Origin of the sequence: Collinsella sp. AF28-5AC (assembly GCF_003457875.1) — a bacterium.
Taxonomy (GTDB): domain Bacteria; phylum Actinomycetota; class Coriobacteriia; order Coriobacteriales; family Coriobacteriaceae; genus Collinsella.
In genome coordinates this window covers 70,441-83,678 of sequence record NZ_QRTA01000001.1, presented here as the reverse complement: position 1 = coordinate 83,678, position 13,238 = coordinate 70,441, and the positions used below count along the sequence as shown (strand labels likewise).

The 13,238-nt window shown below is 62.1% G+C and carries 12 protein-coding genes; all 12 read right to left on the bottom strand.

The annotated features are described in order from the left end of the window. Window positions 1–19: 19 nt before the first annotated feature. The 12 genes from yedF to DWZ01_RS00320 all read right to left on the bottom strand — a co-directional run bounded on the left by yedF (window position 20) and on the right by DWZ01_RS00320 (window position 13,238). A complete protein-coding gene (gene yedF, locus DWZ01_RS00375; RefSeq protein ID WP_035138030.1) occupies window positions 20–646 on the bottom strand; it encodes a sulfurtransferase-like selenium metabolism protein YedF in 627 nt (208 codons plus the stop codon). Window positions 647–703: 57 nt separating this feature from the next. Then, window positions 704–1,753, bottom strand: coding sequence for a selenide, water dikinase SelD (gene selD / locus DWZ01_RS00370; protein WP_117847549.1), 1,050 nt, complete (start codon window positions 1,751–1,753; stop codon window positions 704–706). After that, window positions 1,746–2,963 (bottom strand): glycosyltransferase family 4 protein, encoded by a 1,218-nt coding sequence (locus DWZ01_RS00365; RefSeq protein WP_117847547.1) that lies wholly within the window; start codon window positions 2,961–2,963, stop codon window positions 1,746–1,748. The genes selD and DWZ01_RS00365 overlap by 8 nt, the downstream gene beginning before the upstream one ends. A gap of 14 nt (window positions 2,964–2,977) precedes the next feature. After that, a complete protein-coding gene (locus tag DWZ01_RS00360; protein ID WP_117847545.1) occupies window positions 2,978–3,742 on the bottom strand; it encodes an acyl-CoA dehydratase activase in 765 nt (254 codons plus the stop codon). Between the two features lie 50 nt (window positions 3,743–3,792). Continuing rightward, window positions 3,793–4,956, bottom strand: coding sequence for a double-cubane-cluster-containing anaerobic reductase (locus DWZ01_RS00355; protein ID WP_199412354.1), 1,164 nt, complete (start codon window positions 4,954–4,956; stop codon window positions 3,793–3,795). 76 nt (window positions 4,957–5,032) lie between these two features. Continuing rightward, window positions 5,033–5,818, bottom strand: a complete 786-nt coding sequence (locus DWZ01_RS00350) for an ABC transporter ATP-binding protein (RefSeq protein WP_158556963.1) — start codon at window positions 5,816–5,818, stop codon at window positions 5,033–5,035. Then, complete coding sequence (locus DWZ01_RS00345) at window positions 5,808–6,803, bottom strand: ABC transporter ATP-binding protein (RefSeq protein ID WP_117847543.1); 996 nt, start codon at window positions 6,801–6,803, stop codon at window positions 5,808–5,810. The genes DWZ01_RS00350 and DWZ01_RS00345 overlap by 11 nt, the downstream gene beginning before the upstream one ends. A gap of 3 nt (window positions 6,804–6,806) precedes the next feature. Then, window positions 6,807–7,637 carry an ABC transporter permease gene (locus DWZ01_RS00340; protein ID WP_199412353.1) on the bottom strand — a complete coding sequence of 277 codons (831 nt, stop codon included), beginning with the start codon at window positions 7,635–7,637 and terminating at the stop codon, window positions 6,807–6,809. Further along, a complete protein-coding gene (locus DWZ01_RS00335) occupies window positions 7,634–8,587 on the bottom strand; it encodes an ABC transporter permease (RefSeq protein WP_117847539.1) in 954 nt (317 codons plus the stop codon). Before DWZ01_RS00335 ends, DWZ01_RS00340 begins: the two co-directional genes overlap by 4 nt. Before the next feature lie 88 nt (window positions 8,588–8,675). Then, window positions 8,676–10,286: an ABC transporter substrate-binding protein gene (locus DWZ01_RS00330; RefSeq protein ID WP_117847814.1), complete on the bottom strand. Its 1,611-nt coding sequence runs from the start codon at window positions 10,284–10,286 to the stop codon at window positions 8,676–8,678. Window positions 10,287–10,454: 168 nt separating this feature from the next. Beyond that, a complete protein-coding gene (locus DWZ01_RS00325; protein WP_117847537.1) occupies window positions 10,455–11,738 on the bottom strand; it encodes a double-cubane-cluster-containing anaerobic reductase in 1,284 nt (427 codons plus the stop codon). 429 nt (window positions 11,739–12,167) lie between these two features. Next, complete coding sequence (locus DWZ01_RS00320) at window positions 12,168–13,238, bottom strand: sulfate/molybdate ABC transporter ATP-binding protein (protein ID WP_117847535.1); 1,071 nt, start codon at window positions 13,236–13,238, stop codon at window positions 12,168–12,170.

Here is a 13,238-nt window from a genome sequence, read left to right as displayed (position 1 = left end):
GGCAACTCCAACCAAAACGCTACGGGCGCACGACGCGCACGGCCTGCTCCATCTTCTCCACGATCACGTACATGTTTGTGACCTCGCCTACTGCAAGCTGGTCCTTAATGCCATAGTGGTCGAGGCAGGTGCCACAGGTGAGAATCTCGACACCCTGCTCGGCCAGACCCTTCAGGTCATCGAGCACCGGCGAGCCCTCGACGGTGAGCTTGGCGCCGCCGTTGTAGAACAGCATGGTCGCGGGCAGCTCCTCCTGCTGCGTCACGGCAAAGATGAAGGCCTTCATGAGCTTGTGGCCCAGCTCGTCGTCGCCACGGCCCATGCAATCGGTGTAGACGGAAATGACGAGCTTGCCCTTGCCGGCGCTGGCATCACAGAAGGCAGCGCCATCCTGCTCGGGATCGGCCACGGCAACGGCGCCAGAGGTCGCCACGGTCACGTGCCACTCGGCGTCAGAAACCTTCTCGACCGAGGCCGTGCAGCCCTTCTCCTGCGCCATCTTGGAGATGTTCTTGACGGCGGTCTCGTTATCGACCGAGGTCACGACGGTGCCCTCGCCATCGAGCTGCTTCAGGGCTTTGAGCGTCTTGACGACGGGCAGCGGGCAGGCATCGCCCATGGCATTGACTTCAATTTTGGTAGACATAGCTTTTCCTTTCGAATAAATCGTTTTAGAACGGTACATGGCTCAATAAACGTGTCGTTAACGGACAACGCGGACCGCAGGACCGCCCGGCTCCGCCTCGCACACGCGCCCGACAACGGCGGCAACGCGCCCCTCGGCATGCAAACGACGCGCAAGCTCATCCACGTCCACCGCGGGCGCCGCAATAAGCAAGCCGCCCGAGGTCTGCGGATCGTACAGCGCATCCAACATGCCCGGCTCCAGGTCCTCGTCGGCAGCCGCACGCGGGTCAAAGAAGTCCTGGTTGCGGTAGGAGCCCGCGGGAATAATGCCCAGGCGCGCCATGTCGAGCACCTGGTCAAAGAGCGGTACCGCTCCCGACGTAAGCTCAATCTGCACACCCGAGCCCTCGGCCATCTCGCACGCGTGCCCGATCAGGCCAAAGCCCGTGACATCGGTACAGCCGTGAAGCTCGAGTCCCTCGGCCAGACGAATCGGGGCCTCGTTGAGGGTGCGCATCGAGTCAAACATGGCTGCGGCCTCGTCCTGCTCGATGAGCTCGCCCTTAATGGCCGTGGTGATGATGCCCGAGCCGATCGCCTTGGTCAGCAGCAGAACATCGCCCACGTGTGCGCCGCTGTTGGCGAGCATGCGGTCGAGTGGCACAAAACCGCTCACGGACAGGCCGTACTTGGGCTCGTCGTCGTTGATGGTGTGGCCGCCCGCGATGGAGCAACCCGCCTCGACGCACTTGTCGGCGCCGCCCGCCAGAATCTGACCGGCAACCTCAACGCCCAGGCAACTGGGAATGCACAGCAGGTTCATGGCATGGCTCGGCCGCCCGCCCATGGCGTAGATATCCGACAGCGAGTTTGCCGCGGCAATCTGGCCAAACAGGAACGGGTCGTCGACCATCGGCGGGAAGAAGTCAATGGACTGCACGAGCCCCAGGTTCTCCCCTACGCGGAAGACGCTCGCATCGTCGGAGGTATCGAACCCCACGAGCAAGTTGTCGTTATGCACATTGGGTAAATCGCCCAGGACCTGGGCGAGGGCTCCAGGAGCCAACTTAGCGGCTCAACCGCTCGCGGCCGTCATGGACGTGAGCCTCATGGTGTCCTTAGCCATACGAACCCCCTTCCAACAAATCAACGACTTTAAGTATACGCGCCAGGCACGCTTTCCAAGAGACCGCCGACGGCTCGAACGTCGAAGGCGGCGCCGCAAGCGCCCGCGCGATAGCATCTGCCAGTGCGCGCTCAAACAACGGAAGATCGGCCGCCACGGGCGTGTCGACATCCGTCATACGCGGCGACGCCACCCACGTCACGGGAGCACCGGGAAGCATCGCCTCCATCCAGGGACGAACGCCGGGCAAATCGGTCGCCACAACTTTGCAGCCGCACGCGAGGGCCTCGATCGTCACGAGCGGCAGACCCTCGTAAAACGAAGGCAGCACAAAGACGTCGGAACTGCGGTAGGCACGCACGAGCCCATCGCTATCCAGGCGCCCCGCCAGCGTCACCGGCACATCCGAGGCCGCGGCCAAGCGCTCGATACGCGCGTACTCGGCATCGTCCCCGCGGCCGCCCACAAGTACCAAGCCAGATGGGCGGACGTCATCGTCAATCGGCAATGACACGGCTCGAACCAGCGACTCGACGCCCTTTTTAAAGCAAATCTTGCCCACGTACACAAGCGATCCCGGCTGCCTCGCCACGCTTGCGTCGCGGCAGAAGACGCGATGGTCGTAGCCCGTCCCAATCACGTGGATGCGATCGGCATCGACGCCGCACACCAGGCCAATCTGCTCAGCCTGCTCAGCATGGAGCGCAAAGACGGCATCGAGCCGACGAACCGCACGTACGATGCGATCGCGCTCGAGCGCATGCGAACGCAGCTGCCGCAGGTCGGTCGAATGGCACACGGCAACAACCGGCACGCCCCGGACGCACTCGCGCGCCAATGCGGTCACCAGATACAGGTGATGGCAGAGCACCAGATCGGGCCGAAACTCAGCCACCGCCCGATCGATTGCAGCAGCAAATGCCCGCTCAAACGCCTTGAGCATCGAAGGCGTCAGGTCACGATAGCGTGTGGAGGGATAGGGCATGACATCGGACATACCGCAGATGGGAAACGGCAGCTCGGGCGACTCGAACGGTACGGCAAACACGGCAGCACGCCGGTCCAGCTCGCCTTGGGTATCACCCGGTGCCGCGCCGCAAAGCACGGCGGCGCGATGACCCGTCTCGATCTGTTCGCGCACGAGCGCGGCAAGGTAGGTGCCGCTACCGGTGCTATCTGGTTTTTGTGCCGAGATATTGAGGATGCGCATGTCGCGGTACACCCCTAGGCCAAGGCGGCGGCGCGGACAGCCGCGCCGATCGCTCCGGCAAAGCGAGCCTGGGGCGAGGTGGTCACCGGCGACCCCAGTAGCTCGCCCAACCGCTCCACTACGAAGGCGTTCTCGCACAGGCCACCGGTCAGGTAGTACGGGGCGCCCGCGGCCTGCCCGGCCATGGTCGCCACACGCGAGACCACGCTGTCGATCACGCCACGCGCAATGTTCTCGCGCGGCTCACCGCGACCGATCAGGCTTATGACCTCGCTTTCGGCAAACACCGTGCACATGCTGGAAATCTTGGTGGGCTCGCCGGAACGCGCCAGGTCGGCCATCTGCTGCTGGGAAATGCCCAGACGGTCGGCCATGATCTCCAAAAAGCGCCCCGTGCCGGCAGCGCACTTGTCGTTCATGGCGAACTTGGCCACGCGACCACCTTTAAGCTGGATGACCTTGGTGTCCTGACCACCAACATCGATTACGGTACCGTGGTCGCCAAACAGACGCACGGCACCGGTACCGTGGCAGGTGATCTCGGTCACGACCTTATGCGCATAGGGCACGGCGACACGGCCGTAGCCGGTCGCGATCACACGCACGTCGTCGGCAGCCACGTCATAGCCGGCGGCCGCGAGTTCCACGCGCAGGCGCTCGGCCGCATCAACCGACGAATATCCCGTCGGTATGACGCAGGTCCACGCAATGGCGCCATCCGTGTCCACCACCGCAGCCTTCGCGGCCGTCGAACCGATGTCGATACCAATGCCAACCACGGCATCCTCCTTCTATGCGGCAAAGCAGCTATCCCTTTGCCGCATTTGTCCTACAGGGTCTCGATAAAGGCGGCGATGCGAGTCTCGATCTGGCCCATGTCACCGTTGCTGTAGTCGGTCTCGATCTTCATATACGGAATACCCGCACCCTCGACAGCTTCCTGCATGCGCGCACTCTCCACGTTAAAGGTGTGGCAGGCCTGTAGCACGCTCTCTACCACGCCATCGACATGATACTTCTCGCACATGGCAAGCGTGTTCCCCATGCGGCTGTCGTTGGGCGTCATGACCGAGCAGTTGATGTCCAGGTAGCGGTCGGCGATGGCGTGCAGGATATCGGGAGCCTCCGGGTCGATCATCATGGCCGCCGTGCGCTCGCCCGAGCAGTCGTCCATGCACACGACCACACCGCCGTTGGACTCGATAGTACGGCCGATCTTGTTGATCACACCGCCCACCGGACAGCCGGTGATCAGAATGCGCTTGGCATCCGCCGCAACCGGGCGCTCGCCCGCGTCGTAGGCCTCGCGCAGCTTGGCAACCTTTTGCTCCAGCTGCTGCGTATAGGCCTCGATATCAAAGCTGAACGTACCGGCGAACATGGTGCTCATCAGGTCGACGCCGCTCATGACCGCCGGCTGGTTGGCCTGCAGTGCGAACATCTCGAGCTGGGCCGCACGCAAGCGATTGCGACGACGGACAGCGGCGCGCAGGTCGTCATCGGTGATCGTGATGTCGTAGAAGTTCTCGAGCTCTTCCTTGAGCAGGCGGCACTCCTCGTACCAGCCTTCACGCTCGTAGGCGCGGTCGCGACCCTGCGGCAGGTGCAGAATGTGCGTGCGCTTGAGCTCGTTGAGTAGCTCGTACATCTTCTTCTTGCCGTCGCAGGTGGTCTCGCCGATGATCATGTCGCTAAAGTACGTAAACGGGCACTTTTGCGAGAAGGCAAAGCCGTACGTCGACTTGATGAGCGGGCAGAGATTTGCCGGCAGCACCTTCTCGGCCTCGGGAATCACCTCGTCGGACGTGCCGCACAGCGCCACGCTCGCAGCCCCCGCGGCATCGATAATCTCGAGCGGCGTGTAGCTGCACAGAAAACCGATCAGGCGATTGCCCGCCTGTTTGTAATCCTTGACGCGAATAAACGCCGCCTTGCGTTGCTCGTTGAACTCCTCAAACGTGCGCGGCAACGGCTGCTCCTCGATATCGACCATAGTAGTTCCCCTCTCTTGCACCGATATACCGACAATTAAACAACAAACCCACGCCATACCCAAAAGGAAGCATCCTCTAGGGAATGGCGTCGATAAGCTCCTGCGTATACGGATCGCTCGGGTGCGCGATCACGTCCTCGGCCGCGCCTTCCTCGACAAGACGACCGTGGTAGAGCACGCCAATCCGGTCGGACATATGCCGAACCACACGCATATCATGCGTGATAAACAGCAGCGCCACGCCCGTCGTGCGCTGCAGGTCGCGAAGCAAGTTGAGCACTTGGGCCTGCACGGACACGTCAAGCGCCGAGACCGGCTCGTCGCATACCACAAGACGCGGCTCGCAAATAAGCGCCCGCGCCAGATTGAGTCGCTGACGCTGTCCCCCCGAAAGGTCATGCGGATAGCGGTCATAATGCTCTGCCAGAAGACCGACCGAGGCCAGGGCCGAGAGCGCGCGCTCATGGCGCTCATCCGCATCGCGCACGCCGGCGATAATCAGCGGCTCCTCCAAAATGCGGCCGACACGGTTACGTGGGTCAAAAGCCGTGGAGCTATCCTGGAATACCAGCTGGATCTCGCGGCGAAACGGCTTGCGTTCGCGCTCCGACATCGTGGCGAGGTCGTGCCCGCGATAGACAATCGAGCCGGAATCCGCACGCTCGAGACCACAGATCAGGCGTCCAGTCGTCGACTTGCCCGATCCGGATTCGCCAACCAGGCCATAGACCTCGCCCGGCGCGATCTCAAACGACAGATCGTCCACGGCGGTAAAGGCCTGACGCTTAAAACCTGAGCCCGGCATGGGATACGTTTTAGTCAGATGTGAGACGCAAAGCAGGGCTTCGCTATCAACAGCCATGGCACTCCCCTTTCTCGACAAGCCAGCATTTAGACCGGTCGCACGCATTCACGGCAAACAGCGGGGGCTCCTGCGCGCGGCAACGCTCGTCCGCCCGGGCGCAACGAGGCGCAAAGCGGCATCCACAGGGTATTGCCGTAAGCGGCGGCACTGTGCCCGGAATATCCGCCAGCGTGTCAACTCGCTCGCCTTCGAGCGGCGGAATGCTCGCGATGAGCCCCTGGGCATACGGGTGGCTCGGGCGCTTCATAAGGCCGCAGGCGTCGATCTCTTCTACGATTTGGCCCAGATACATGACGTGTACGCGCGAGCAGATACTCGTGACGACACCCAAATCATGGCTGATAAAAAGCACCGCCATGCCCTCGGAACTGTTGAGGTCGCGCAGAAGGTCCAAAATCTGTTTTTGAGTCGTCGTGTCGAGTGCCGTGGTGGGCTCATCGGCGATCAGCAGGCGCGGGTGTCCGGCGAGCGCCATGGCGATCATCACGCGCTGGCGCATGCCGCCGCTAAAATCGCTCGGATACATGTCGAAGCGGGCCGCGGCATCTCGAATTCCCACACGCTCCAACAGCGATAGAGCCTCGTTGCGGGCTTCGCGTCGGCTCACCTTACGGTGGGCCCGCACGGCCTCGACGACCTGGGCCCCGACCGTCATGACGGGGTTAAGCGAGCTCAAAGGGTCCTGGAAAATCATGGCGATGTCGCAGCCGCGCACCTTGCGTATCGTCTTGAGCGGACGTGCCAGCAGATCCTCGCCATCAAACACAATCTGGCCCTCATAGGCCATCTTCTGTTCATGCTCCAATAGGCGCATGACACTCTGGGCAAACACCGACTTACCGCAGCCGGACTCGCCGACAACACCAACGATCTCGCCGGCATCGATATGTAGGTTGAGTTTGTTGACGGCTTCCAACGCGTTGCCATCGCGGCCCACAAACGAGATGCAGAGGTCGCGCACGTCCAAAAGATGCTGAGCCATGGGCTAGCCCTCCTTGGTCTTGGGGTCGAGGGCGTCGCGCAGGCCGTCGCCGGCCAGATTGAGCGAAAGCACGCTTGCGATGATGGCCGCTGCCGGGAAGAAAATCATCCACCAGGCTTTGCGCATCACGTTCTTGCCCGCCTGAAGGATGTTTCCCCAGCTGGCATCGGGTGCCTTGATACCCAGGCCCAGAAACGAGAGGGCGGCCTCCGAGAGCACGGCCTCGGCAAAGACGAAGGTCGCCTGCACCAGGAAGGGCGCCATAACGTTGGGCACGATATGCAGCCACACGATGCGCGCGGTCGAGGCGCCCTGCACGCGCAGGGCCTCCACAAAGGGCTCCTCCTTGACCACCATCGCACGCGAGCGCACGATGCGCGCCATGCTGGGCGTATAGACGATGGAGAGCGCGATGATAACGTTCCACGCGCTCGCCCCCATCATCGCCATGAGCGCGATGGCCAAAAGCACGCCCGGAATGGACATAAGGCCATCGCAGATGCGCATGAGAATATGATCGAGCCTTTCGTTGTAGCACGCATAGGCGCCGATCACCAAGCCGAGCGCACTCGTCGCGAGCGTGACGGCAATGCCAACGCCAAGCGACACGCGCGCGCCCGCGATGACGCGGGCAAGCAGGTCGCGGCCAAAGTCATCGCAGCCAAAGGGATGCGCGGGCGAAGGTGCCGAAAGTCGCAACGTCATCTCCTGTGCATTGGGATCAACCGTCCACACCAGCGGACCGACGAGCGCGATCAGCGCAATCGCCAGGAAAATGCAGCCGCCGACCACAAACCCCTTGTTGGCAAGAGCCTTCTTAAAGTTTGCCATCATGCATCGCCCCATTTGCGAGCGCGCGGGTCAAAAGCGCCATAGGCAAGGTCGACGGCCAAATTGATCACCGAATTCAACAAGGCGATGACCAGAAGCACGCCCTGAATCACCGGATAGTCGCGACGCTCGATAGAGCTCGTGACCAGCTGGCCCAAACCGGGGATGTTAAAAATGGCCTCAGTCACCACGGCACCCGTAATCAGGGCGCCAAAAGAATAGCCGACCGAGGTGAGAATCGGCAGCGCTGCGTTGCGCAGGGCATGGGCCAGCACCACGCGAGCCTCGGAGACGCCCTTGGCACGCGCCGTCTTGACGCAGTCGAGCTGCATGGCCTCGATCACGCTCGAACGGGTCATGCGCATGAGCAGGGCCGCCTGCACGCATCCAAGCGATATGGCCGGCAACGCAAGATAGCGTAAATGGCTGAACCAGCCCTTCGATAGCGGCGCATAGCCGGCCACCGGGAACACACGCAACGTGACGGCAAACAGCCACATAAGCATGAGCGCCATCAAAAAGCCGGGTATCGCCACGCCCAAAAGAGCAACGACACGCAAGACCGCGTCGGTGCGCGACCCATGTTTGAGGGCAGCGACGACGCCGCAGGGCAGTGCAATCAACAGCGCGATGAGCTGTGCCAGAAGCGCGAGCGATAGCGTGGGGCCAAAGTGCTCGGCGATCGCCTGCGTGACGGGCTGGCGCATAAAATACGAATTGCCCAGGTCGCCGGTAAGCACGCCGCCCATCCACTCAACGTAGCGCTGCGGCAGCGGCTCGTTGAGTCCCAGGCTATCGTTGACGCGCTCGATCTGGTCGGCCGAAGCCTCCATGCCGAGCATCGAAGAGGCCGGGTCACCCGGTGTGAGATAGATAATCAAAAACACGACGACCGAGATGATGAGCATCACCGGAACCATCGCGCCTATACGTTTGAGCGTGTACTTCAACATGCGAGGCGTCTATTTCCCCTCTGAACGTGGACAGGGCATGGCGGCCACAGGGGACCAGACCCCTCAAGCCGCCACGCCATCTATTGCATTACTCCGGACGCTTGGCGTTCCAGATGATGGCGCCGTCGAGCACCTCGACATCCTCGACGTCTGCCTGGGTGCCCGTGATGGAAGCGTAGTGGCAAAGCGGCTCGATGACGGCGATCTCATAGAGGCGCTCCTGAGCCTCGGCCCACTTCTTGGCCGCGGCGTCGGTGTCCTTGGCGGTGCGGGTCTCGGCCACGAGCTTGAGCGCCTTCTCGTCGGACAGGCCATAGAAGGCCTTGGAGACCGAGAGGGACTGGGCCGGGATGGGCTTGTAGTTGGTGGAGGCCACAAAAAGGTCCCACTGCTCGGGCTTGCCGGAGCGGATGTCCATGAAGGTCGCGAACTCGTAACTGTCGACCTCGGCGGTGAAGCCGGCCTTCTCGAGCTGCTCCTGCAGCGCGACGGTGGCGTTGTACATATCCTTGTAGTCGGGGGTGGTCAGCAGCTTGACCGTCTCACCGGCATAGGAGGTCTTGGCCAGGGCCTTCTTGGCGGCCTTGGCGTCGGCCTGGTTAAAGTACTTCTTGCCCGCGTCGGTCGCCCACTGAGCGTTCTCGGGGTTGCCAAGGTTGGGATCGATGTTGAAGAGCTCCTTCTCGCCATAGGCGGCAAGAGCGGCCGCCTCGCAGTCGATAGCCATGAGGGCGCACTTGCGGATCTCCTCGTCGGCGAAGACGCCCTCGTTCATGTTGAGGAAGGCGGTCAGAACGCCGGCGTTATGGGTGTAGAGCTTAACGTCGTCGTTGCCGTCGAAGTCGTGGTAGTTCTCGGTGGGAATCTCGCCGGCGATATCGTACTCGCCGGTCTCAAACCCGCTCACGCGCGTGGAGGCCTCGGTCACGAACTGATAGTAGATGTCCTTGGTGGGCGCGGAGACCTTGCCGGTGTAGCCCGAAGCCTTGCCGTGGGCGGCGACATAGTCCTCGTAGCGGGTGAGATGGATGTACTGGTCCTGCTTCCACTCCACAAGCTTGTAGGCACCGGTACCCACGTACTCGGTCACGCCGGTATCGCCCGCGGCCTCGATGACCTCGGAGGGGAAGATGCCCGGATACTGGGAGTGGTTGCCCAAGATGATCAGAAAGTCGATGGCGGGCTCGGTCAGCGTGCAGGTGACCTCGTGGTCGCCCGTGGCGGCGAAGGTGGCGCCGGGCAGCAGGCTCGCGGCGCGGTCGTTGACGGTGAGCCAGCGGTTCATCGAAGCCACGACGTCCTCGGAGCCAAACTCCTTGCCGTTGTGGAAGGTGACGCCCTCGCGCAGCTTGATGGTGTAGGTCAGGCCGTCGTCGGAGACCTCATAGCCCTTGGCCAGCACGGGCTGGGGCTCGTAGTCGCTATCGAGGCCAAAGAGCGGCTCGACGACGTTGCAGATGATGTCCATGGTCACAAGCGACGACGTGGTGTGCGGATCGAGACCGTCCGGGCTCGCCGGGAGCGCGATCTGCAGCTCGTCGCGATACTCCACATCCTGGCCGGAGGCAGCGGCGCTACCGCTCTCGGCGCCCGAACCGCCGCAGCCGGTGAGGCCGAGGCCCGCCATGACGCACAGGGCAGCGGAGCCGGTCAGAAAACCGCGACGGGAAACGCCCGCCTTGAAAAGGTCGTTATTCATTGAGTTCCTTTCGTGTCTGAACAAACGGACAGAATCTGCCGGGACGGCGAAAATCCCCGCCCCGGCAGTTATGCGAAGCCGATCGGCGCCCTGCGGTGCATCCGGACACCGACCGGCATGGCAGCAGAGAAATCCCTATCGCGTGGATAGGAACACCCGGCGGTGCGGCTAAATCGTCTCGAGGAAGGCCTCGATGCGGGTCTGGAGCTGACCGGCGTCCTCACCGGCGTAGTCGGTCGTGATGTGCATAAACGGAATGCCTGCCTCCTCGGCGGCCTTCTCCACGGTGAAGGACTCCATCTCGTAGAGCGTGCAGAACTGCAGGGCCACGTCGACGATGCCATCGGCATGCAGGTCCTTGGCCATCTGGACAATGTCCTTCATACGCTGGTCGTTGGGCGTAAAGACGGCGCAGTTGATCTTAAAGTAGCGCTCGGCGATGGCGTCAAGCATCTCGTCGACCGTCTCGCCGGACTCGTCGACCAGGTCCTTGTAGTAGCGCGAGCCCGTGCAGGACTCCTCGCCCACCACGACGCCGCCGGCCTTTTCGATGAGGTTGAACAGCTTCCAGTTGGGCACGGCCATGGGCGTACCGGTGTACAGGATGCGCTTAGTCCCCTTGGGCGCCACGCCCTCGCCGGCCTCGACACGCTGCTCGCACTCAGCCGCCATATCGTTAATGGCTCCGGTCAGACGCGGCGTGTCGTCCATAAAGGCGGCCTGAACGGTCAGCAGGCTGTCGAGACCGCTGATGGGCGCCGGGTCGGCAGCGCGCGTGGCAGCGAGGCGCTGCAGGGCGCGACGCTTCTCATTGACGGCGTGGATGGCGGCCTTCAGACGCTCGGGCGTAATCTTGACGCCACACTCTTCCTCGATCTTGGCGGCGAGCTTCTTGACCTCGGCCTTCCAGGTCACGAGTGCGGACTCATCGTGCACGTTGGGAATATCCATGACGTACATGTTCTTTTGCGTGGCAAAGAACTCGTAGGCCTTCTTCTTGCCATCGCAGGTGTTCTCGCCCACCACCAAGTCACTCGACTCAATGTAGGGGCAGACCTCGCCCAGCTTAAAGCCGGCAAAGCTCTTGATAAGCGGACAGGTGTTGCGCGGCAGGTGCTCCTCGACCTTGTCCGTTGCCCAGTCGGCACCCGAGCACAGGCCCACGGGGATGCCGTCGCAGGCAAGTACGATCTCCTCGGGCACGTACACGCAGAACGAACCGACGATCTTGGTGGCCTCGCCGGCCTCCTTCTTATCGAGCATCTCCTTAATACGGCCGCTGTGGATGTTGGTGGCCACAAAGTCCAGGTAGGACGTGGACTTGGGACGGTTGTTCTGCGTCAGGAACATATCGCCGTACATCTGGCCCACGGCGCCCAGCAGCATGTCGTGATCGGCAAGATTCATGCCGAGGCTCTCCCACATCGGATGAAAATCGAATTCTTCAGCCATGACGGTTCCCCTCTCGAACCAAAAATGGATAACAGCGGTATCGATGCACGACGGACGGCGATTGCCCGGCCGTGCTCAAACCCGGAATTTTAGGGAACCTGCTTTGCGGTCGATTATTTAGTTGTGCGTCGTCTCTCCCGGAGCCGTGAACATACCTGCTCATATGCGACTCCGAGCCATATACAGGGCGCGCGCGGCAACGCGGCGAATGTATGTCGTCTGCGGCATGTGCGCACCCTCCTTAACCAGTCAAGGTCAACTATATCAGCGGTCATCGTCCAGACGAACACCGTTGACATTCGTACGACAGCCTCGTGTGCCGTCGTTTAATAAATAATTATCTTGATTGATAAGAGTTTGTCATTCCTCATTCGGCGAGCGGCAAGACACAGCCGCCGAGGCTTATATCCCCGACGGCATTACCCGGCGCTATCGACAAACCAAATGGATCCTGCTGGCATCAAAATGCATGCGAAGCGTCTCGTCTGCTTGCGGCAGCTCGTCGACAGGCACGCCCACTTTGTTGACCTTCCACTGCAGACGCGTGGGCGCATCGGCCCGCGGCGCATCCAACAGCACCAGCCGCTCAAAACGCGAATCGCTCACGCGCGCCACGTGCAAATCGTAGCTATTGCGACCCCGCTCGGCACGGTTGTCCACATGGAAGTAGCTCGCACGAATACCCAGATATGCCACGTCATCGGGAACCTCGCGACCCACGTTAAAGGTCATGCCCCAGTCGAGGGCCTCAACTTCTTCATCGCCGATCTTGCGCGCCCGGCTTGTGTTCTTGCAGCCCGTCAGGCGCAGTGCCGCCAGCGTCTGCGGACGGCGGACCACGTCCTCGATGGAGCCGATCTCCTCAACATGCCCGTCGTGCATCACGCAGATGCGCCCGCACAGGCGGCACGCCTCGTCGATGTCGTGGCTCACGTAGAGCACGGTGCGGTTACAGACGTCGAACAGGTCGAGCATGTTCTGCTCGAGTGCGCTCTTAAGATAGGAATCGAGCGCGCTCATGGGCTCGTCGAACATAAAGATGCCCGGATGCGCCGCCACCATACGGGCAAGCGCCACACGTTGCTGCTGACCGCCCGAGAGTCGCGCGGGATAGCGGTCGGCAAAGTCGGCCAGACCGAAAATGCCCAGGTAGCGCTCGGCAAGTTTTTTACGCGCCGCGGCGTCGCCCGCATCCTTTACGCCGGCGCACACGTTATCGGCCACCGTCATGTTGGGAAAGAGCTGATAGTTTTGGAACAGCAGGGCGCATTTGCGCTCCTGGGGCGACAGGTTGATGCCCGCCGACGAGTCAAAAAAGGTCACGCCGTTGACGACGATCTTGCCCTCGTCGGGCGTCTCCACGCCGGCAATGCAGCGCAGCGTACAGCTCTTGCCACAACCCGAGGCGCCCAGCAGGGCCACGCGCTCCTCGCCGGCCTCAAGCTGCATGTCGAGAGTGAACCCCGGATAGCGCGTTTTGATATCCAGAACAAGCGACAT

Coding starts and splice junctions, on each gene's coding strand:
- yedF (WP_035138030.1), bottom strand. CDS start 646: ATGTCTACCAAAATTGAAGTCAATGCCATGGGCGATGCCTGCCCGCTG.
- DWZ01_RS00355 (WP_199412354.1), bottom strand. CDS start 4,956: ATGGTCGATATCGAGGAGCAGCCGTTGCCGCGCACGTTTGAGGAGTTC.
- DWZ01_RS00325 (WP_117847537.1), bottom strand. CDS start 11,738: ATGGCTGAAGAATTCGATTTTCATCCGATGTGGGAGAGCCTCGGCATG.
- DWZ01_RS00345 (WP_117847543.1), bottom strand. CDS start 6,803: ATGGCTCAGCATCTTTTGGACGTGCGCGACCTCTGCATCTCGTTTGTG.
- DWZ01_RS00350 (WP_158556963.1), bottom strand. CDS start 5,818: ATGGCTGTTGATAGCGAAGCCCTGCTTTGCGTCTCACATCTGACTAAA.
- DWZ01_RS00335 (WP_117847539.1), bottom strand. CDS start 8,587: ATGTTGAAGTACACGCTCAAACGTATAGGCGCGATGGTTCCGGTGATG.
- DWZ01_RS00340 (WP_199412353.1), bottom strand. CDS start 7,637: ATGATGGCAAACTTTAAGAAGGCTCTTGCCAACAAGGGGTTTGTGGTC.
- DWZ01_RS00365 (WP_117847547.1), bottom strand. CDS start 2,963: ATGCGCATCCTCAATATCTCGGCACAAAAACCAGATAGCACCGGTAGC.
- DWZ01_RS00320 (WP_117847535.1), bottom strand. CDS start 13,238: ATGTCGCTTGTTCTGGATATCAAAACGCGCTATCCGGGGTTCACTCTC.
- DWZ01_RS00330 (WP_117847814.1), bottom strand. CDS start 10,286: ATGAATAACGACCTTTTCAAGGCGGGCGTTTCCCGTCGCGGTTTTCTG.